Raw genomic sequence first — 21,313 nt, 5'->3', positions numbered from 1 at the left:
ACGAGATGGCCGGTCGATGGGTCACACATCGCATTGGGACGAGTGTTTCAAAATGAATGCGCGTCGGCTTCTTCGCGGGCACGCCCGCTCCCACAGGGATCCCACAGAACCTGAAGGCTGTGGTGTCCCTGTGGGAGCGGGCGTGCCCGCGAAGAGGCCAGAGCAGGTCAATCGACATCTATACCCACCGCAACCGCCGAAACAGCCACCACTGCCCCACCGCCAGCCCCAGCACGACGATGCAGGCGAACAGGAAACCATAGGGGTTTTCCGCCCCGGGGATGCCGCCGACATTGATGCCCAGCAGCCCGGTGATGAAGCTCATGGGCAGGAAGATGCAGGTGATGATGCCGAAGCGGTACATGGTGCGGTTCATGCGCTCGCTACGCCGGCGATCCTGGCTTTCCAGCACCAGCGCGGCACGTTCGCGGGTCAGTTCCAGCTCTTCGAGGTAGCGGATGAGGCTGTTGTTCAGCTCGTTCCAGTAATCGGCGTCGGCATCGGCGAACCAGCTCCATTTGCTACGCGACAACTGGGCGTAGATTTCCCGCTGCGGGGCAAGAAAACGCCGCAGACCGGCGGCACGCCGGCGGATCTGCTGCAGGCTGCCGTTCTCCGGGGTATACCGTTCGTCGGATTCAACCTTTTCTTCCTCAATGTCGGCCAGTTCGGACAGGTCGCTGACCAGACCCTGAACCTTTTCGGTGAGCAGTTCGCCCATCAGCAGCAACAGCTCGGAAGCCGATTTCGGGCCCCTGCCCTCTTCGAGCTGCTGGAGAATCTCGTCACTGGCGCGCAACGGCCGCAGGCGCAGCGAGATGACCCGCTGCGCCTCGGCAAAGATACGCACCGAGACCATGTCTTCCGGCTCTGCACCCGGGTTGAGGTTGACCCCACGCAGGAACAGCAACAACTGTTCATCGGCCATGGGCAGCAGGCGCGGCCGGGTGTTTTCTTCCAGCAGCAGCTCGCAGGCGAACGCGCTCAGGCCGCTGTCATGCAGCAGCCAGGTGCGGGTTTGCGGATGGCTGCGATCCCAGTGCAGCCACAGGCTTTGCTCGGGTTGCAGCTGCAGGTCGTCCAGCTCGGTACGGGCAATCGAGCGCGCGCCACCTTTGCCATCGAGCACCAGGGCGTGCACCAGCCCCCACTGCGCGTTGTCTTCCTCGAACATCAAAGCTCCATCAGCGCGGGCGGCGCCTTACTCAGGCATTTTCAACGGGCTTGGCGACACCAGCACGCCATTGTTGTCGGCATACACATACTCGCCCGGGCGGAAGGTCACCCCGGCGAAGGTCACTGGCACGTTGAGGTCGCCGATGCCGCGCTTGTCGGTCTTCATCGGGTGGCTGGCCAGGGCCTGCACGCCGACGTCGGTCTGGATCAGCACGTCGACGTCGCGCACGCAGCCGTAGATCACCAGGCCTTCCCAACCGTTCCTGGCGGCCTTCTCGGCGAGCATGTCGCCGAGCAGTGCGCGGCGCAGCGAGCCGCCACCATCGACGACCAGGACCTTGCCCTTGCCATCGAGCTCGACCTGCTCCTTGACCAGCGAGTTGTCTTCGAAGCACTTGATGGTGACGATCTGGCCGCCGAACGAATCGCGGCCGCCGAAATTGCTGAACATCGGTTCCAGCACCTGCACCAGGTCCGGGTAGGCATCACACAGGTCGGGCGTAACGTAATGCTGCATGGGAAGCTCCTGTCAGTCACAACGAAAGCGGGTATCGGCCAAGGCTACACCGTAGAGCCCATTGCAGTCATCCGGGACCAAGCAGTCAGTTGTGTTTTGCCTGTACCGGCCCTTTCGCGGGCACGCCCGCTCCCACAGGGTTTTCACTGCACCCGAGCCCTGTGCAATTCCTGTGGGAGCGGGTTTACCCGCGAAGAGGCCAGCACAGGCGCAACCCATTCAACCGACGGGCACAGGCTCCGCCACCACCGTGGATTCATGCACCGGCACCAGCGGATCCCGCAGCCAACGCTCCACCAGCGGCCACACCTGCACCTGCGCGGCCTTGCTCACCAGCATGTCGACATGCCCGAAAGCGTCGAAGCCTTCCTCGAGCCCCAGCCGCAGAAACTGCTTGCGCTCACCGCCGAATTGCTCGAACAGCTTGCGGCAGGCCCACACCGGGTCCTGGAAGTCCCCCGCACCAGCCACGGCCAGCAGCGGCACATCCACCTTGGCCAGCCCCGCCCACCAGTCGCTCTGTTTATCGCCAAAGCGCCCGAACAGGCCATGCCAGCGCATGCTTTCCAGGGCCAGGCCGATCGGCTCATCCTCCGGCCCACGTTTGAAACGAGGCCCGGAAATCTGCCCCCAGCGCTTGAGCAGCAGCTTGGCCCCCCAGGCCAGCGGTGGCACCTTCAGCGGCCAGTACACGCGGCTGATCTGGGTACCGAACAGCGCCACGCTGGCCACCTGTTCGGCAGCCAGAAAACCACCGCCCAGCGCTGCCGCCAGGGTCGTGCCGCCCAGGGAATGGCCGACCCAGTGCGGCGTCTGGCCCGACTGCTCGCGCACGAACGCGGCAATCAGCGGCAGGTCATCGCGGGCATAGGCGGCAACGCTGTTGTGCTTCCAGTCATGGTTGCGCGGCGACAGGCCATGGCCGCGCATTTCCGGGATCCACACATCGAAGCCGGCGCGGGCGAGATAGGCGCCCAGGCCAACCCCTTTGGGGGAATACCAGAAGCGGCGGTTGGAGAAGCTGCCGTGCAAGAGAATGACCGGTACGCCCTGGGCCTGCCCCTGATCGGCCAGCCCCAGGCGGGTGACAGCCAGCTCGACGCTGGGGTCAGGGCTGTTGCCGGCCTTGATCCGATATACGTCTTCGCTGAGGTCGCCGCGGCGTTCGGCACTGAGCAGGGCCACGGGGAATAGAGTGCTGCTGCTTTGCATAAGGTTGCTTGGTGCACAAAAAAGGGCGGGATCCATTGCTGGAGCTCGCCCTGGAAAAAACCAGGCGGGGGTACGCCAGACGTACCCCCGCGTTTTACTGCATCAGACCGCGCCCTGGCCTTCCGCCAGGTAGAACCAGGTTTCGAGTACCGAATCCGGGTTCAGCGACACGCTGTCGATACCCTGCTCCATCAGCCACTTGGCCAGGTCCGGGTGGTCCGACGGGCCCTGGCCGCAGATGCCGATGTACTTGCCAGCCTTGTTGCACGCGGCAATGGCGTTGGCCAGCAGCTTCTTCACCGCAGGGTTACGCTCGTCGAACAGGTGGGCGATGATGCCCGAGTCACGGTCCAGGCCCAGGGTCAGCTGGGTCAGGTCGTTGGAGCCGATCGAGAAGCCGTCGAAGTACTCCAGGAACTCTTCGGCGAGGATGGCGTTGGACGGCAGTTCGCACATCATGATCACGCGCAGGCCGTTGTCGCCACGTGCCAGGCCGTTTTCGGCGAGCAGGTCGACAACCTGGCTGGCTTCACCCAGGGTACGCACGAACGGCACCATGATCTCGACGTTGGTCAGGCCCATCTCGTTGCGCACGCGCTTGAGCGCACGGCACTCGAGCTCGAAGCAGTCACGGAACGATTCGCTGATGTAACGCGAAGCGCCACGGAAGCCGAGCATCGGGTTCTCTTCTTCCGGCTCGTACAGCTTGCCGCCGATCAGGTTGGCGTACTCGTTGGACTTGAAGTCCGACAGGCGCACGATGACCTTTTTCGGGTAGAAGGCCGCAGCCAGGGTGCTGATGCCCTCGACCAGCTTCTCGACATAGAAGCCTACCGGGTCGTTGTAGCCGGCGATGCGCTTGTCGACGCTGTCCTTCAGGTCGGCTGGCAGGCCGGCGTAGTTCAGCAGCGCCTTGGGGTGCACGCCGATCATGCGGTTGATGATGAACTCCAGGCGCGCCAGGCCGACACCGGCGTTGGGCAGCTGGGCGAAATCGAAGGCACGGTCCGGGTTGCCGACGTTCATCATGATCTTGAATGGCAGGTCGGGCATGGCGTCGACCGAGTTCTGCTTCACATCGAAGCCCAGCTCGCCCTCGAAGATGAAGCCGGTATCGCCTTCGGCACAGGACACAGTCACACCCTGGCCGTCTTTCAGCACCTGGGTGGCGTTGCCGCAACCGACCACGGCCGGAATGCCCAGCTCACGGGCGATGATCGCCGCGTGGCAGGTACGCCCGCCACGGTTGGTGACGATGGCGCTGGCGCGCTTCATCACCGGTTCCCAGTCCGGGTCGGTCATGTCGGAGACCAGCACGTCGCCCGGCTGGACCTTGTCCATTTCCGATACGTCGTTGATCACGCGGACCTTGCCGGCGCCGATGCGCTGGCCAATGGCGCGGCCTTCGACCAGAACGGTGCCCTTCTCTTTCAGCAGGTAGCGTTCCATGACGTTGGCGCTGGAGCGGCTCTTCACCGTCTCGGGGCGCGCCTGGACGATGTACAGCTTGCCGTCGTCACCGTCCTTGGCCCATTCGATGTCCATCGGGCGCTGGTAGTGCTGCTCGATGATCATGGCCTGCTTGGCCAGCTCGCTGACCTCGGCATCGGTCAGGCAGAAGCGCGCGCGCTCGGCGCGGTCCACTTCGACGGTCTTGACCGAGCGGCCGGCCTTGGCTTCTTCGCCATAGACCATCTTGATTGCCTTGCTGCCCAGGTTGCGGCGCAGGATGGCCGGGCGGCCTGCCTGCAGAGTGTTCTTGTGCACGTAGAATTCGTCAGGGTTGACCGCACCCTGCACCACGGTTTCGCCCAGGCCGTAGGCGCCGGTGATGAACACCACGTCGCGAAAGCCCGACTCGGTGTCGAGGGTGAACATGACGCCGGCGGTGCCGGTTTCGGAGCGGACCATGCGCTGCACGCCGGCGGACAGGGCCACCAGCTTGTGGTCGAAGCCTTGGTGCACGCGGTAGGCGATGGCACGGTCGTTGAACAGCGAGGCGAACACTTCCTTGGCCGCGCGGATCACGTTGTCGACGCCGCGGATGTTGAGGAAGGTTTCCTGCTGGCCGGCGAACGAGGCGTCCGGCAGGTCTTCGGCGGTGGCAGAGGAACGCACGGCAACGGCCATGTTGTCGTTGCCGGCAGCCATTTCGGCGAAGGCCGTACGGATTTCCGAATCCAGACGTGCCGGGAAGTCGGCTTCCATGACCCACTGGCGAATCTGCGCGCCGGTCTTGGTCAGGGCGTTGATGTCATCCACATCGAGTGCGTCGAGCGCGGCATGGATACGGTCGTTGAGACCACTCTGTTCGAGAAAATCGCGGTACGCCTGCGCCGTAGTGGCAAAGCCGCCCGGCACCGATACACCAGCACCTGCGAGGTTGCTGATCATCTCGCCCAGGGATGCGTTCTTGCCCCCCACATGCTCCACATCATGGACGCCGAGCTTATCGAGGGAAACTACGTACTCTACCAAGGTGATCTCTCCACTAACTGTGTTGGAAAAGCTCAAGGGCGCCCGCCTGCCTTCGTTGACTTGGCCGGACGCTTGTGGCCTGTACCTGGAAAATAAGTGAGAATGCCGACAGCCGCATTCGGCAAACCGAACTTATCATATCCAAGAAACGTCATCAGCTTAAGGCCCAGATCGCAAATGAAACGAACCGCGTTCTTCATCTCCGACGGCACCGGCATCACCGCCGAAACCCTGGGCCAGAGTCTGCTCGCTCAATTCGAGAGCATTCCGTTCAATAAATTCACCCGTCCCTACATCGATTCGCCGGAAAAGGCGCGGACCATGGTCCAGCAAATCAACGCTGCGGCCGAGCGCGATGGTGTACGCCCGATCATCTTCGATACCATCGTCAATCAGGACATCCGTGAGATCCTGGCTACCTCGAATGGCTTCATGATCGACATCTTTTCTTCGTTTTTGTCCCCACTTGAACAGGAATTGACTGCCCATTCGTCGTATTCCGTCGGCAAGTCGCACTCCATTGGCGGCAATTCCAACTACATGGAACGCATCGAGGCGGTGAATTTCGCCCTGGACAATGACGATGGCGCACGCACCCACTACTACGACAAGGCCGACCTGATCCTGGTAGGCGTATCGCGCTGCGGCAAGACCCCCACCTGCCTGTACATGGCCATGCAGTTCGGCATCCGCGCCGCCAACTACCCGCTGACCGAGGACGACATGGAGCGCCTGCAGCTGCCGGCGGTGCTGAAAAAGCACCACAACAAGCTGTTCGGCCTGACCATCGACCCCGACCGCCTCACCGCCATCCGCCACGAGCGCAAACCCAACAGCCGCTATTCCAGCTTTGCCCAGTGCGAGTTCGAAGTGCGCGAGGTGGAAAACCTGTTCCGCCGGGAGAACATTCCCAACATCAATTCCACGCATTTTTCGGTGGAAGAGATTTCGGCGAAGATCCTGGTGGAGAAAGGGGTGGAGCGCAGGTTCAAGTAAGCCTGTACCGGCCTCTTCGCGGGTAAACCCGCTCCCACAGGGACCTCATTGCACTCAAGTCTTGTGATATCCCTGTGGGAGCGGGTTCACCCGCGAAAGGGCCAGCACAGGAATAAAAAAAGCCCCGGCATCACTGCCGGGGCTTTTCATTTCAGCTCATGGCTCAGGACGGCACCACCGCCGCCTGCCCGCTCATGGCCAGGTCGACCAGCTCGCGGTTGGCCACCGCGTACATCGCATAATCGGTACCCGTTGCATTGCGCAGGTCATCCAGCATGGCGCGCCAGCGCTCCACCATCCCCCGGTGCTGCTCGGCCCACAGCGCCACGCGGGCGTCCATGTCTTCCGGTGCATCGGCCATCTGCAGTACCGAGATGGTGATCGCCCGCTGCTGCAGGTCGATGTCGTCGCGGAACGCCTCGCGGGCCAGCGCCTGCCAGTTGTTCTCCACCGGCAGGTTGCTGATTTCCTGCAGGTACCAGGTCAGGTCCAGTGCGCTGCCCACGGCGAAGAACGCCTTGGCCACCTGCGCCGGGTCATGGCCGGTAACATCCGACGCCTCGATGATCGGCAACAGGGTGTACAGGTGGGTAGTGCCAGCCACCATGCGCGCCAGCAACTCCGGCACACCAGCCTCGACGAAGCCCTGGTAGCGCACCATCCAGCGCTCGCGGGTCGGGCCTTCGAGCAACTCGTCGAGCTTGAGCCCCAGTTGCGCGATCTTCGGCCCGAAGTGCGCGGTGTCGCGCCCAGCGTCCTGCTCGTTGCGGCGGCTGCGCAGGAACCAGCGGGTGGCACGACGGCCCAGGCGCATCAGCTCGTCCATCAGGGTCAGCTGGATTTCCGCCGGCACCTGATAGTCCAGAGCCTCGATCTGACGGAACCAGTGCGGCAGGTGGAAGATGTCGCGCACGATCACGTAGGCCCCGGCCACGTTGGCCGGGCTCATGCCGGTCGACTCCTTCAGGCGCTGGACGAAGGTGATGCCCATGTTGTTGACCAGGTCGTTGGCGATCTGGGTGCTGACGATCTCGCGCTTCAGGCGGTGGCGGCGCATGGACTCGGCGAACTTGCTGACCAGCGACGGCGGGAAGGCGGTTTCCATGTCGCGGGTCAGGTAGTCATCGTCCGGCACCAGCGACTTGAGCAGCTGTTCCTTGAGGTCGATCTTGCTGTACGAGATCAGCACCGACAGCTCGGCGCGGGTCAGGCCCTGACCGGCGGCCAGGCGCTCGGCCAACTGCTCTTCGGACGGCAGGAACTCGATGGCACGGTCCAGCTTGCCTCGGGCCTCCAGGTCAGCCATCAGGCGCTTGTACTCGGCAATCCGCTCGCGGGCGCGGCGGGCCGCCAGCGACAGCGCCTGGGTCTGCTTGTAGTTGTTGCCCAGCACCAGCCCGGCCACTTCGTCGGTCATGCTGCCCAGCAGCTGGTTGCGCTGCTTCTCGGTCATGTCGCCACCCTGCACCACTTCGTTGAGCAGGATCTTGATGTTGACCTCGTGGTCGGAGCAGTCCACGCCGCCGGCGTTGTCGATGAAGTCGGTGTTGGTGGCGCCGCCATGCAGGCCGAACTCGACCCGGCCAAGCTGGGTCATGCCCAGGTTGCCGCCCTCGCCCACCACCTTGCAGCGCAGCTCGTTGCCATTGACCCGCAGCGCGTCGTTGGCCTTGTCGCCGACATCGGCGTGGCTCTCGGTGCTGGCCTTGACGTAGGTACCGATGCCACCGTTCCACAGCAGGTCTACCGGTGCCTTGAGCAGCGCATTGAGCAGCTCGGTCGGGGTCAGGCGATCGGCTTCGATGGCGAAGCGCTCTTTCATCTGCGGGCTGATGGCGATGCTCTTGGCACTGCGCGGGAAGATACCGCCGCCTTCGGACATGATGCTGGTGTCGTAGTCGCTCCAGGCCGAGCGCGGCAGGTCGAACAGGCGCTTGCGCTCGGCAAAGCTGGAAGCAGGCTCCGGGTTCGGGTCGATGAAGATGTGCAGGTGGTTGAACGCCGCCACCAATTGCAGCTTGTCGGACATCAGCAGGCCGTTGCCGAACACGTCGCCGGCCATGTCGCCGACGCCAATGACGGTGATCGGGTCTTCCTGCACATTGATGCCGCGCTCGCGGAAGTGGCGCTGCACGCCCACCCAGGCGCCGCGCGCGGTAATGCCCATCTTCTTGTGGTCGTAACCGGCCGAGCCGCCCGAGGCGAAGGCGTCGCCCAGCCAGAAGCCGTAGTCGATGGCGATGCCGTTGGCGATGTCCGAGAAGGTCGCGGTGCCCTTGTCGGCCGCCACCACCAGGTACGGGTCGTCATCGTCATGGCGTACCACGTTGGCCGGCGGCACCACGCCACCGTCCTTGAGGTTGTCGGTGATGTCGAGCAGGCCGGAAATGAAGATGCGGTAGCACGCCACGCCTTCGGCGGCGATCTCGTCACGGCTGCCGCCCAGCGGCAGGCGGCGCGGCAGGAAGCCGCCCTTGGCGCCGACCGGCACGATGACCGAGTTCTTGACCTGCTGGGCTTTCACCAGGCCCAGCACTTCGGTGCGGAAGTCTTCCTCGCGGTCGGACCAGCGCAGGCCGCCGCGGGCGACGTTGCCAAAGCGCAGGTGCACGCCTTCGACCCGTGGCGAGTAGACGAAGATCTCGAACTTGGGCACTGGTTTAGGCAGTTCGGGGATCAGCTTGGGGTTGAACTTGAAGCTGAAGTACGAATTGTTGTGGCCGTTGGCGTCCGGCTGGTAGAAGTTGGTGCGCAGGGTGGCCTTGATCAGGTCCAGGTAGCGACGCAGGATGCGGTCTTCGTTGAGCACCTGCACGTCGTCCAGCGCGGTCAGGATGGCTTGCTCCAGGCGCAGTTGCTTGTCATCCAGGTCTTCCTGGGTGAGTTTGCGCGCCAGGTAGAAGCGGGTCTTGAACAACCGGGTCAGCTCGCGGGCGATGTCGGTGTGGTTGTTCAGGGTACTGGCGATGTAGCCCAGGTCGAAGCCCAGGCGAATCTGCTTCAGGTAACGGGCGTAGGCGCGCAGCAACGCCACGTCGCGCCATGGCAGGCCGGCGGTCAGCACCAGGCGGTTGAAGGCGTCGTTCTCGGCATCGCCGCGGACGATGTGGATGAAGGCATCCTGCAGGGTGTCGTTGAGCTGCTGGATGTCCAGGCTCAGGCCTTCGCTGTAGGTGAAGGCGAAGTCGTGGATCCAGTAGCCGCGGCCACTGGCATGGCGCAGGCGGTACGGGAACTCGCCGAGTACGCGCAGGCCAAGGTTCTCCAGGATCGGCAGCACGTCGGACAGCGCCAGCGGCGTGTCGGCGTGGTACAGCTTGCAGTGCAGGGTGCGTTCCCCGACCTGGGTCAATGGCTGGTAGAAGCTCATCGCCAGCGGCTTGCTTTCCGACAGGTTCAGCACGTGCTGCAGGTCGACCACCGCCGAGTGCGCGGCGAAGCGCTCGCGGTAGCCGGCCGGGAAACCTTTGGGGAAGTCGGCGAGGATGTTGGTGCCCTGGGCTTCGCCGAAGTTCTCGATCACCAGCGCCGAGTAGTCGTCATGCCACGAACGGCAGGCCTGGATCACTTCGCGTTCCAGCTGCTGCGGGTCGATGTCGATGCGGTTTTTCGGGTCTACCCGCAGAATCAGCTGAACACGTGCCAGCACCGATTCGGAGAAGAAGGTCCAGAACTCGCAGTCGCTGGCCTTCAGGCGCTCCATCAGCACCTGCTGGATCTTCTGCCGCACTTCAGTGGAGTAGATTTCCCGCGGCACATAGGCCAGGCAGTAGCAGAAGCGGCCGTATGGGTCCTTGCGCAGGAACACGCGGATCTTGTTGCGTTCCTGGATCTGCACGATCGACATGACGGTGCTGAACAGCTCGTCGACCGGGGTCTGGAACAGGTCGTCGCGCGGCAGCACTTCCAGCACCTGGGCCAGTTCCTTGCCCAGGTGGGCCTTGGGATCGAAGCCCGAGCGGCGCTCGACTTCGGTGACCTTCTGCCGGATATAAGGGATGGCATGCACGCTTTCGCCGTACACCGACGAGGTGTACAGGCCCATGAAGCGGTGCTCCTTGATCACCTTGCCATTGGCGTCCAGCTGGCGGATCGACACGTAGTCCGGGTAGGCCGGGCGGTGTACGCGGCTTGGCAGCGCGGCCTTGGCGAACGACAGCAGCAACGGTTCGTTGAGGTAGGCCACGGCATAGTCTTCGATGCGCAGCTCGTCGCTCGTCAGGCCCACGCGCAGGCGGCGCGGCAGGCCGAGGAACGACTGCTCGTCGTAGACCATCTGGCCGCCATCGGCGTCGCCCTTGACGGTGAATTCTTCATAGCCCAGGAAGGTGAAGTGGTTATCCAGCAGCCACTCGAGGAAAGCCTTGACCTCGCCCTTTTCGTTCTGCGCCGGGCCAAAGGCGGTCTGCTCCACCTCCGCAACCACTTCGCGCAGCTTGGCCTTCATCGGTTCGAAGTCGGCCACCACCACCCGCACCTCGGCCAGCACCTGCTCGATCTCGCGGGCCAGTACCGTCAGCTCGGCGGCGTTGGCGCAACGGTCAATCTCCAGGTACATCAGCGACTCATGGCGTACGCCCTCGCCTTGGGTGCCCTTGGGCAGCAGTTCAAGCAGCTCGCCCTTGGCGCCGCGGCGCACGCTGAGCACGGTGGTCTGCAGGGTGTGGATGCTGTAGCCGCGGCGGTTGAGCTCGGTGCGTACCGAGTCGACCAGGAACGGCAGGTCGTGGTGCAGCACTTCGACCACGCTGTGGGTCGATTGCCAGCCATTACGCTCGTAATCGGGGTTGTACACCCGTACTTGCGGGTATTCGGGGTCGAAACGCTCGATGATGCGCCAGGCTGACAGGGTGCAGCCGGCCAGGTCGGAAAGCCTGCGTTGGGTGAGTTCGTCCAGAGAGATGATGCCGAAGAACTGCTCGGCGAACAGCGCGACTTGTGGCAGGGACTGTTCGCTGATGTGCTGCGCCAGGGCCGCTTGCAGTTGATGCTGGAAGTCGGCTTTGCTGGCTGCGGTGAAGAACGCCATCTGTGGTACTCCGCTTGGGCTTTGTAATAATTGAAGCGTCGCTGCGTGCGCCGTCTACGGATCAACGATAGCCAACCCGTGGCAAGGCGGACGGTAAAACCAGGCGTTGAACGTGCGCAGGCACGCCCAGGGCTCGCCGAAGCTTAACGACTGATCGGTCATCAAGGCTTGCAGCGCTGCGACAATTTCGGTCAAGGGGCGGTAACTTTACGTTTATGCCTGTCGGCAAGACTGTCAGAATTCCCTTCCGTTTCCTTTGATCCGAGCCTTGTCCATGCAAATCAATACTGCCCTGCTGTTCGCCACCCCTTGCGATGACGAGGAAGACAACATGGCGACCCTGTGCTGCCACAGCGACAAGGGTCAGATGTTCCTGCTGACCCGCTACCCGGACGAAGACACCGTCGACCTGACCCTGGATGACGAGCCGTCGACGCTGGATGGCCTGAAAGTGACCCTGAGCGCCAAGCGCCTGCTGATCGAAGTGGCGGCCGGCGACCGGGATGCGCTGAAGGGGGATGAGGTGCTGGAGATCAACCTGACCAGCGAGCTGAGTGACATGGATGAAGTGAAGCAAACCCTGGAGAACATCCTGGCCGGGACCGGCACCTTCGTCTGCGAACTCTGAGCCATACAGAAATCCAAACGCTTGCGCGATCCCTGTAGGAGCGGCCTTGTGTCGCGATGGGTCGCAACGCGGCCCCAGCAATGTATGCCGTGACGCCGAGATTCTGGGGCCGCTTTGCGGCCCATCGCGACACAAGGCCGCTCCTACAAAGGCCGCGCCAGGCTTCAGATCAGTGCCGCCTGCATCTCCCGGGCCTGTTGCCGCAACGCCTGGCAAAACGGCTCCACCGCCGCCGACGCCGGCCGGTGGTCCGGCCTGATCAGCATCACCTGATACGGCACCGACACCCGCAACCGCCGGATCGGTAACCCGCCCTGCGCCGCCTCCAGGCCGCTCAGCGGGTTGATGATCGCCACCCCCAGGCCTTGCCTGACCATGGCGCACACCGAGGCAGCACTGGTGGTCTCGATGACCGTGCGGCGGTTCACCCCTGCCGCGCGAAAGTGCTGGTCCAGGCGCTGCCGGTAAGTGTCCAGGCTGGCCAGGTTGATGAAGTCGACCTCGTGGAAATCGCTCAGCTCCAGCTCGGCCCTGGCCTGCAACGGGTGCCCGTCGGGCAGCACGCACACCATGTTGGCGCTGAACAGCAATTCGCCGTAGGCGCCACGCGGTATCTGTTCTACCTCGGTCAGGCCCAGGTCATGCTGCTGGGCAACCAGCGACTCCTCCAGCAACGGCGACTCCTGCGCCAGGATACTCACGCTCACGCTCCGGTGCTGCTGGTGAAAGCGCTGGCAAGCCTTGGGCAGCAAGGTCTGGGAAAACAGCGGCAGGCAGGTAATGGCCAGCCGGCCCTGCTCGAAATTGCGGATGGCCTGGGCAAAGCGGTCGATGCGCTCCAGCCCTACGTAGGCCCGTTCAACCTCCTCGATCAACAGCAGCGCCTGGGCCGTCGCCACCAGGCGGCCACCTTCGCGCTCGAACAGGTTCAGCCCGGTTACCTGCTCCAGCCGCGCCAGTTCGCGGCTGACGGTGGGCTGCGAGGTGAACAGCAGGCGCGCCGCACCGGTGACGCTGCCAGCGGCCATGATGGCGCGGAACACTTCGATATGGCGGACGGACAGTTTCACGGGCAACACCTGGCAAGTCGGTAATGGTCATATCAGATATGAATGGCTGACAGAAAAATAGCTATTTTTCTGAATTCCTGCTTTGGCTCATTCTCGTGGCCTTCCTTTTATGAGTAGCGCCACCATGACTGCACCCTTCACTCTTCTGGCCGAGGCTGTCCGCCAGCACGGCTCGCCGCTGTGGGCCTACGACGCCGGCACCATCGCCGAGCGTGTCGAACAGCTGAAGGTGTTCGAAACCGTGCGCTTCGCCCAGAAGGCCAACCCCAACCTGCATGTGCTGCGCCTGATGCGCGCCCACGGCCTGGTGCTGGACGCAGTGTCGCTGGGCGAAATGGAGCGGGCCTTTGCCGCGGGCGCCAGCGTGGATGGCGACCCTGCCGGCGTGGTGCTGACCTGCGACGCGCTGGACCGACCGACCCTGGAGCGGGTGGTGGCCTCGAAGATCGAAGTCAACGCCGGCTCCATCGACATGCTGCGCCAACTGGGTGAACGCTCGCCCGGCCATCGCGTGTGGATCCGCATCAACCCCGGCTTCGGCCATGGCCACAGCCGCAAGACCAACACCGGCGGCGAGAACAGCAAGCACGGCATCTGGCACGAAGAGCTGGGCGAAGCGCTGGCCTGCGTGAAAACCCATGGCCTGCACCTGGTAGGGGTGCACATGCACATCGGCTCGGGGGTGGATTACCAGCACCTGGAGCAAGTGGCCCGCTCGATGATCGAGCTGATCGGCCGCCTGGGCGTGGACATCGAGGCGTTCTCCATTGGCGGCGGGCTTTCCACCCCGTACCGCAGCAGCGACAAGCCGGTCGACCTGCAACGCTACGCCCGGACCTGGGCCGTGGCCCGCAAGGAAATCGAAGCGATGCTGGGCCACCCCGTGCGCATGGAGATCGAGCCAGGGCGCTTCCTGGTGGCGGAATCGGGCTACCTGGTGGCCGAGGTACGCGCCGTGAAGCAGGTGGGCCGCAATACCTTCGTCATGATCGACGCCGGTTTCAACGACCTGATGCGCCCAGCGATGTACGGGGCCTACCACCGCATGACCCTGCTCGACGCCGACGGCCAGCCGGTTGACCGCCCACGGCAGCCGACCGTGGTGGCCGGGCCGCTGTGCGAGTCGGGTGATGTGTTCACCCAGGATGACCAGGAACTGACCCCGCACGACCTGCCCCAGGCGCAGGTGGGTGACCTGCTGGTGATCCACGACGCCGGGGCCTATGGCGCGTCGATGTCATCGAACTACAACAGCCGGCCGTTGCTGCCGGAGTTCCTGATCGAGGATGGAGCGCTACGGATGATTCGCCGCAGGCAGACGGTGCAGGACTTGCTGGGCCTGGAGGCGGGCATCTAGATACCGTTTTTCAGGCAGATTGCCCAGCGCGTTGGGCTGCGCTGCCGCGTAGAGAACTGAATTCGCAAGCGGTACGCGTACCCTGTGGGAGCGGCTTTAGCCGCGAAGAATCCAACGCGGTACATGGCACCGGCTATGCCGGTGTTCGCGGCTAAAGCCTCCCACAGGTACGGCGCCGGGCTCGAGGGCAGTGCCTACTTGTGGGGGTTTACCCGCGAAAGGGCCGGCCCGGGCAACACATCAGCTGGTGACCTGCCCCACCATCCATTGCCCTGCCCCACACAATCCGGGTACCCTTTTTCTTCCTCCCGGCCTCCCCGGCCATACACCGCCCAGGCATGACTCCATGATCATTCGCCAAAGTATCGCTGCAGACCACCCGCAACTGCTCGATATCTGGCTGCGCGCCGTGCGCGCCACGCACCACTTTCTGCAAGCGTCCGATATCGACGCACTGCTGCCGCAATTGCGCGACGTCTACTTCCAGGCCGTCGAGCTCTGGGTCGCGGTTGACACCGAAGACCGCCCGCTGGGCTTCATCGGTTTCAATGGCAACCACGTGGAAATGCTCTTCGTCGCCCCCGAGCGCCACGGCCAGGGCATAGGCCGCGCGCTGCTTGATTTCGGCCGCCAGAAGCGCAGCGCGATGAGCGTCGATGTCAACGAGCAGAACCCGCAGGCAGTGGGGTTCTACCGGCATTACGGCTTCATCCAGACCGGCCGCTCACCGCTGGATGGCGAAGGCCGGCCGTTCCCCTTGCTGCATATGAGCTTGCCTGCTCAGGCTTGATTTTCGGGACGACTTTGCGCCCCTGCTGCTGATACAAATTCGCGAGACAGACCAAAGGTATGAACCCGACGCGTTATACCACCGTGGCAAAGGACTTGATGGAAGGCATCGCCAGCGGCCGCTACCCGGTGGGCAGCCTGCTGCCGACCGAGTTCGAGCTGTGCGACCTGTACGATGTGAGCCGACACACGGTGCGCGCGGCGATCAACCAGTTGCTCAACCAAGGGCTGGTATCGCGGCGCAAGCGCGTAGGCACCCGGGTGGAGGCCAGCAGCCCGCGCGGTGGCTACTCGCAGTCACTGGCCAGCGTGGCGGACCTGGCGCACCTGGCGGAAACGCAGCAACGGGAAATCCAGGACGTGCGCCACTTCGTCGCCGACCTGAGCGAGGCGGCGCGGCTGGGGCTGGTACCGGGCGAGCACTACTTCTGCGTGTCGAGCATCCGTGTCGACCGCGTGCACAACGCGGCGCCGCTGTGCTGGACCGATGTGTACGCGCAGCGCGACTATGCCGAGGTCATCGAGATGGCCCGCGAGCACCCCGACCAGCTGATTGCGGGGCTGATCGAGCAGCACTATGGCCGCGCGATCGCGGTGGTCGACCAGCAGGTGCGGGCAGTGTTGCTGAGCGCGGAAATGGCCCGGGTGCTGAAGGCCGAGGCAGGCTCACCGGGGCTGAAGATCATTCGCCATTACCGCGAGGAAAACGGCGACCTGATGGCGGTGTCCGAGACGGTGCACCCGGATGACCGCTTTACCCTGGTTAGCCAGATGCGCCGCGACCGGTCGCCTGGCTGATCAAACCAGCGCCATGCTCGATATCCCAAAACTTGCGCGATCCCTGTAAGCAGTGGCCAGGTTTACCTCACATGTCCAGCACCCGCTCAGCCTCCACCAACTGCTGCCCCCGCACCGTGGTCACCCGATGGTCTCGCGCCAGCAAGGCATAGATCGTCGGCAGCACAAACAGGGTAAACAAGGTCCCCACCAGCATCCCGCACACGATCACTACCCCCAGGCCAAAGCGGCTGTTGGCCCCGGCACCGCTGGCGAACAGCAGTGGCAGCACGCCGAAGGTCATCGCCGCCGTGGTCATCAGCACCGGCCGCAGGCGTATCTGCGCGGCGCGGACGATGGCGGCGGCACGGTCGAGGTTGTCACGCACCTGGATCTCGTTGGCGAACTCCACCATCAGGATGCCGTGCTTGCTGATCAGGCCGATCAGGGTCACCAGGCCGATCTGCGTGTAGATGTTCAGCGTGGCCCAGCCCAGCGCCAGCGGCAGCAGCGCACCGCAGATCGACAGCGGCACGGTCACCAGGATGATCAGCGGGTCCACCAGGCTTTCGTACTGCGCGGCCAGCACCAGGTAGATCACCACCAGGGCGGCGAGAAACGCCCACATCAGGGCAAAGCCCTCCTGCACGTACTGGCGCGACTCCGATTGCCAGTCATGGCTGAAGCCAGGTGGCAGTTCGGCGGCAAGCTGTTCGAGAAATGCCACGGCATTACCCATCGACACACCGGGCGCCGGGATCGCCTGCAGGGTACTGGCGTTCTGCTGGTCGAACTGCAGCAAGCGGTTGGGCGCCACTTCGATGTCCAGGTGCACCACCGTGGCCAGCGGCACCAGGGTGCCGTTTTCGGCGCGCACGTACTGGCGGTTCAGCGCTGCCGGCGTCAGGCGCTGGTCCTGGATGCTTTGCGGGATCACGTCGTAGGAGCGCCCGAACAGGGCGAAGCGGTTGAGGTACTGTTCACCCACCAGCACACCCAGCGACTCGCCGATGGCCTGCATGCTGATGCCCAGGCTGGCCGCCTTGGCGCGGTCGATGCGCACCTTGACCACCGGGTTGTTGTAGTCGAGGTCGCTGTCCACCACGCTGAACAGGCCGCTGTCGCGGGCGCGCTGCTTGATCATTTCCATGGTCTGGTACAGCTCGGGGTAGTCCTGTGCGCTGCGCAACACCATCTGCACCGGCAAGCCACCGCTGGAACCCGGCAGCGAGGCCACCTGGAAGGCGAAGATGCTGCTGCCCTCGATGTCCGCCACGGCCTGCTGCAACTGCGCCTGCACCTGCGCGGCGGAACGCTCGCGGGCCTGCCACGCGCTGAGGTTGATGCCGCCGAAACTGGCGGCCGGGCCGTCGGTGCCGTTGATGATCCAGGTGTCGGTGGTTTCGGCGAGGGACTTCATCACCTGGTCCAGCTTCAGGGCAAAGCGCTCCACATAATCCAGGCTGGCATGCTGCGGCGACTTGATGGCCGTCAGCACCGCCGCCTGGTCCTCGGGCGGGGCCAGTTCGCGCTGCGGCAGCAGGTATAGCCAAGGCAGGCTCAGGCACACCAGAAGCGCCACACCACCACTGATCCAGCGATGCGACAGGGCGTAGGCAAGTACTCGCCCATAGGCCCCGGTCAGCATGCCGAACAGGCGGTCGGCCATGTTGGCCATGGCGCCATGCTGCTGGCCGGGTTGCAACAACAGCGAACTCATCACCGGCGACAGGGTGAGCGCGACGATGCCGGACACGATCACCGCCCCCGCCAGGGTCAGGGCAAACTCACGGAACAGCGTGCCGGTCAGACCGCCCATCAAGCCGATCGGCGCGTATACGGCGGCCAGGGTCAGGGTCATGGCGATCACCGGCCCGGCGATTTCCCGCGCCCCGGCCAGCGCCGCGGCAATCGGCGACTTGCCCTCTTCGATATGACGGTGCACGTTCTCCACCACCACGATGGCATCGTCCACCACCAGGCCGATGGCCAGCACCATCGCCAGCAAAGTCAGCAGGTTCAGGCTGAAGCCGAACAGCAGCATCAGGCCCGCCGCACCGAGCATCGACAGCGGGATGGCCACCACCGCGATCACCACGCTGCGCAGCGAACCCAGGCACAGCCAGATGACCAGCACCACGATCAGCATGGCCTCCACCAGGGTGCGCAGCACCTCGTCGATCGAGGCGTCGATGAAACGCGCGGTCTCGTAGGCCAGCGCGACCTCCACCCCGGGTGGCAGGGTCTGACGGATCTGCGGCAGCAGCTGGCGAATACCCTCGACGATCACCAGCGGGTTGCCGGTCGGGGTGGGGAACAGCCCCAGGTGCACGGCGGGCTTGCCGTTCATGGTGGCGCTGGTCTGGGTGGCCGCCGCGCTCAGCTCGACAGTGCCGACATCGCGCAGGCGCACCAGGTCGGTGCCATCGTTGCGGATGATCAGCTCGCGGAAGTCCTCGACCCGGGTCAGGTCGGTGTCCACCTGGATATCGGCCAGCACGTACTGCCCACGCACCTGCCCCGGCGTCGCCTGGTAGTTGTTGGCACGCACCGCCTGCGCCACGTCGGCGGCCGTCACCCCGCGCCCGGCCATCTGTTCGCTGTCCAGCCAAAGGCGCATGGCCAGGCGCTGCCCGCCGAACGACTGCACCTTGGCCACACCGTCGATGCCGGAGAACTGCGGTTCCACCACCCGCGACAGGTAATCGCTCAGTTCGGGTATCGACAAGGTTTCGCTGGCAAAGCCCACGTAGGCCACCGCCGTGGAGTCACCTGCCGACAGCTCCACCACCGGGTCGTAGGCCTTTTCCGGCAGGCGATAGCGCACCTGGTTGACCTTGGCCATGGCCTCGGCAAGCGCCTGGGTCGAATCGCGGTTGAGCACCATGCGCAAGGTGATCAGGCTGTGCCCCTGCTGCGACGACGAGGACAGGTAGTCGATGCCTTCGACCGACGACACCGCCTGGGTGATCGGCTGGGTCACGAAGCCTTGCATCAGCTCGGCAGAGGCGCCCGGGTACTCGGTGCTGATGGTGATGGTGGAAGTTTCCAGCAGCGGGTACTGTCGGATCGGCAGCTTGCCCATGGCAAACAGCCCCAACAGGATGATCAGGCTGCTGACCACCAGCGCCAGCACCGGGCGGCGGACAAAGAGGTCGGTGAACTTCACGATTCCCGCCCTCCCTGGCTGGCCTGCAGACTGTCCTGAGCCACTGGCTCGACCGGCATGCCGTCGCTCAGTTTCAACTGGCCGGAAACCACCACCTGGTCACCGGGTGCCAGGCCTGAGGTGATCTCCACCCGCCCCTGCCAGCGCTCACCGGTAGTCACCCGCACCCGGCTGACCCGGGTGCCCTGTTCAGGGTCCCGGGTAGCGACGAACACCGTCTGCCCGTAGGCGGTGTAGGTGATCGCGGTTTCCGGCACGGCCAGCACGCTTGACGGCTGCGCGGCATTCAGGCGCACGCCGGCGTACATACCCGGCTGCAACTCCCCGCCCAGGTTCGGCAAGGCCGCCTGCACCTGCACCAGGCGCGCCTTGCTCACCACCGGGTCCACCGCGACCACCCGGGCCTGGAAGTCCTGCCCGCGCACCGCATCCACCGTCAGCGCCAGCAGTTGCCCCACGTGCACTTCGGGGGCGGCTTGTTCGCCCAAGGAAAAATTGACGTGCAGCTGGCTGATGTCGGCCAGGCTAGCGATGGTCTCACCGGCACTCAGGTACTGGCCCTGATGCACCCGGCGAATGCCGAGCTTGCCGGCAAACGGCGCGCGAATTGCCTTCTGCGCGATCAGCGCCTCGACATGCAGCAGCTCACCGCTGGCCACGTCCACGGCGGTGGCCGCATTGTCGAGCAACTCCTGTGACACGGCGTTCACCGCACGCAGCTTGCGGCTGCGCTGCAGCACCACTTCGGCATTGCGCAGCCTGGCGCGCAACTGCACGCGCTGGGCCTGCTCCGGGGCATCGTTCAGCTGTACCAGCAATTGCCCTGCACTCACCCATTGCCCCGACTCGAAGGCGATGCGGGTGATGCGCCCCGCCGTCTCGGCCGCCACCTGTACCTGGTTGACCGCCTCCAGCTCCCCCGAAGCAAAGTTCTGCCGTGCCAGCTGCACTTGCTCGGCCGTGGCCAGCGCCACCTTGGTCGCCGGCCATGCCGCCGCAGCCGGCGGCGCCGAGCCACTTCCGACCAATGCATAGGCAGCGGCCAGCACACCTGCAACAGCGCCAGCCCAGGCCAGTAACGTCCTTTTGTTCATGCAGTGCTCCGATCATCAGGGAAAGCGGTTGCGGGGAAGATCGGGCAGGACTATAAGAGCTCGAGTTAACTTGAGGTCAACAGGCATGGCAGCGGACAACACACGGATGCTAACGGTAGGGGAAGTGGCCAAACGCAGCGGCGTGGCGGTTTCTGCGCTGCACTTCTACGAGACCAAGGGGCTGATCGCCAGCGTCCGTACGGCGGGTAACCAGCGCCGCTATCCTTCACTGGTTCTGCGCACGCTGGCTATCATCAAGGTGGCGCAGCGCACGGGTATTCCGCTTGACGAGATCAAGCAGGCCTTCAGCCGCTATGCGCCCAACAGCAAGCTCACGGCAGCGCAATGGGGCGAGATGTCGACCGCCTGGCGCGAAGACCTGAACGCCCGCATCCGCACCCTGGAAGCGTTGCGCGACAGCCTGGACAACTGCATTGGTTGCGGCTGCCTGTCGCTGGAAGATTGCCCACTGCGCAACCCCGAGGATGTGCTGGGCAAGGAAGGTACCGGGCCGCGGATTCTGGAGAAGAAGGCCCGATAAGGCATGCACTCCACTTTGTAGGAGCAGCCTTGTGCTGCGAAGAGGCCGGTACAGGCAACAGATACGCATTGTCATTACTGGCCTCTTCGCAGCACAAGGCTGCTCCTACAATTACCCGCTAAATCGATGAGCCATCTATTCCCATGGCTCAGTCGCCTTTGCCCAGCACATACCGGTCGAAATGCTCGATGTGCTCGTCCAGGTTGTCCTCGAGCATCATCCGGTACTGCTCGCAGAAATACTTCAACAGCTCCTCCCGCGCGGCAGCCAGTTCCGCACTGGTCTTGAAACTGCGGGCGCTCATCCAGGCATTGAAGCGCGAGGCGCCGAAGGTCAGTGAGGCGCTGACCTTGCCCAGGTCTTCGATTTTCTCGATCTGCTGGTTCGCCAGTTCGATATGCGCATCCGCGCGGTCGTAAAAAGCCTGATCGGTAGCTTGTGTCATTGCGGTTTTACCTTGTTGCTGCATTCAAATTAGGC

At 64.1% G+C, this 21,313-nt stretch carries 15 protein-coding genes; 6 read left to right on the top strand and 9 right to left on the bottom strand.

The annotated features are described in order from the left end of the window. Window positions 1–178 precede the first annotated feature (178 nt). The 4 genes from E5221_RS09330 to ppsA all read right to left on the bottom strand — a co-directional run bounded on the left by E5221_RS09330 (window position 179) and on the right by ppsA (window position 5,383). Window positions 179–1,174 carry a zinc transporter ZntB gene (locus tag E5221_RS09330; RefSeq protein WP_013971669.1) on the bottom strand — a complete coding sequence of 332 codons (996 nt, stop codon included), beginning with the start codon at window positions 1,172–1,174 and terminating at the stop codon, window positions 179–181. Between the two features lie 27 nt (window positions 1,175–1,201). Beyond that, window positions 1,202–1,693 (bottom strand): ribonuclease E activity regulator RraA, encoded by a 492-nt coding sequence (gene rraA / locus E5221_RS09325; RefSeq protein WP_013971668.1) that lies wholly within the window; start codon window positions 1,691–1,693, stop codon window positions 1,202–1,204. Window positions 1,694–1,912: 219 nt separating this feature from the next. Beyond that, on the bottom strand, window positions 1,913–2,941 hold the full coding sequence (locus tag E5221_RS09320) for an alpha/beta fold hydrolase (protein WP_039614899.1): 1,029 nt from the start codon (window positions 2,939–2,941) through the stop codon (window positions 1,913–1,915). Window positions 2,942–3,007: 66 nt separating this feature from the next. Then, window positions 3,008–5,383 carry a phosphoenolpyruvate synthase gene (gene ppsA / locus E5221_RS09315; protein ID WP_015269493.1) on the bottom strand — a complete coding sequence of 792 codons (2,376 nt, stop codon included), beginning with the start codon at window positions 5,381–5,383 and terminating at the stop codon, window positions 3,008–3,010. Between the two features lie 177 nt (window positions 5,384–5,560). Here ppsA and E5221_RS09310 point away from each other — a divergent pair, with 177 nt between their 5' ends. Next, window positions 5,561–6,379: a pyruvate, water dikinase regulatory protein gene (locus tag E5221_RS09310; protein WP_024086557.1), complete on the top strand. Its 819-nt coding sequence runs from the start codon at window positions 5,561–5,563 to the stop codon at window positions 6,377–6,379. Between the two features lie 163 nt (window positions 6,380–6,542). Here E5221_RS09310 and E5221_RS09305 read toward each other — a convergent pair whose 3' ends face one another. Beyond that, a complete protein-coding gene (locus E5221_RS09305) occupies window positions 6,543–11,408 on the bottom strand; it encodes an NAD-glutamate dehydrogenase (RefSeq protein ID WP_247847198.1) in 4,866 nt (1,621 codons plus the stop codon). Between the two features lie 274 nt (window positions 11,409–11,682). Between E5221_RS09305 and E5221_RS09300 the strand changes: the two genes are divergently transcribed. After that, window positions 11,683–12,036 carry a hypothetical protein gene (locus E5221_RS09300; RefSeq protein WP_031324624.1) on the top strand — a complete coding sequence of 118 codons (354 nt, stop codon included), beginning with the start codon at window positions 11,683–11,685 and terminating at the stop codon, window positions 12,034–12,036. Between the two features lie 164 nt (window positions 12,037–12,200). Here the strand turns inward: E5221_RS09300 and E5221_RS09295 are convergent, their stop codons facing one another. Beyond that, window positions 12,201–13,106: a LysR family transcriptional regulator gene (locus tag E5221_RS09295; protein WP_247847196.1), complete on the bottom strand. Its 906-nt coding sequence runs from the start codon at window positions 13,104–13,106 to the stop codon at window positions 12,201–12,203. 124 nt (window positions 13,107–13,230) lie between these two features. On the opposite strand from E5221_RS09295, the gene lysA reads away from it, so the two are divergent. The 3 genes from lysA (at window position 13,231) to E5221_RS09280 (ending at window position 16,050) form a co-directional block, all read left to right on the top strand. Beyond that, window positions 13,231–14,463, top strand: coding sequence for a diaminopimelate decarboxylase (lysA, locus tag E5221_RS09290; RefSeq protein WP_061552299.1), 1,233 nt, complete (start codon window positions 13,231–13,233; stop codon window positions 14,461–14,463). A gap of 346 nt (window positions 14,464–14,809) precedes the next feature. Continuing rightward, window positions 14,810–15,253 carry an acetyltransferase gene (locus E5221_RS09285; RefSeq protein WP_061552300.1) on the top strand — a complete coding sequence of 148 codons (444 nt, stop codon included), beginning with the start codon at window positions 14,810–14,812 and terminating at the stop codon, window positions 15,251–15,253. A gap of 59 nt (window positions 15,254–15,312) precedes the next feature. Further along, window positions 15,313–16,050, top strand: coding sequence for a GntR family transcriptional regulator (locus tag E5221_RS09280; RefSeq protein ID WP_247847194.1), 738 nt, complete (start codon window positions 15,313–15,315; stop codon window positions 16,048–16,050). Window positions 16,051–16,117: 67 nt separating this feature from the next. Here the strand turns inward: E5221_RS09280 and E5221_RS09275 are convergent, their stop codons facing one another. Both E5221_RS09275 and E5221_RS09270 read right to left on the bottom strand, forming a co-directional pair. Next, the gene (locus E5221_RS09275) at window positions 16,118–19,198 is read right to left on the bottom strand and encodes a MexW/MexI family multidrug efflux RND transporter permease subunit (protein WP_247847192.1); all 3,081 of its coding nucleotides are present in this window, start codon (window positions 19,196–19,198) and stop codon (window positions 16,118–16,120) included. Next, window positions 19,195–20,292: an efflux RND transporter periplasmic adaptor subunit gene (locus E5221_RS09270; protein WP_247847191.1), complete on the bottom strand. Its 1,098-nt coding sequence runs from the start codon at window positions 20,290–20,292 to the stop codon at window positions 19,195–19,197. The genes E5221_RS09275 and E5221_RS09270 overlap by 4 nt, the downstream gene beginning before the upstream one ends. Window positions 20,293–20,377: 85 nt before the next feature. On the opposite strand from E5221_RS09270, the gene soxR reads away from it, so the two are divergent. Next, window positions 20,378–20,833 (top strand): redox-sensitive transcriptional activator SoxR, encoded by a 456-nt coding sequence (gene soxR / locus E5221_RS09265; protein WP_039614512.1) that lies wholly within the window; start codon window positions 20,378–20,380, stop codon window positions 20,831–20,833. Window positions 20,834–20,981: 148 nt separating this feature from the next. On the opposite strand, the gene E5221_RS09260 is transcribed toward soxR, so the two are convergent. Continuing rightward, window positions 20,982–21,278, bottom strand: coding sequence for a DUF3144 domain-containing protein (locus E5221_RS09260; RefSeq protein WP_015269483.1), 297 nt, complete (start codon window positions 21,276–21,278; stop codon window positions 20,982–20,984). Window positions 21,279–21,313: the final 35 nt, after the last annotated feature.

The sequence above is a fragment of the Pseudomonas sp. A2 genome, from assembly GCF_023100865.1.
Taxonomy (GTDB): Bacteria; Pseudomonadota; Gammaproteobacteria; order Pseudomonadales; family Pseudomonadaceae; genus Aquipseudomonas; species Aquipseudomonas asiatica.
The sequence above is the reverse complement of the archived record's forward strand: the minus strand, read 5'-3'. Positions and strand labels throughout refer to the sequence as shown.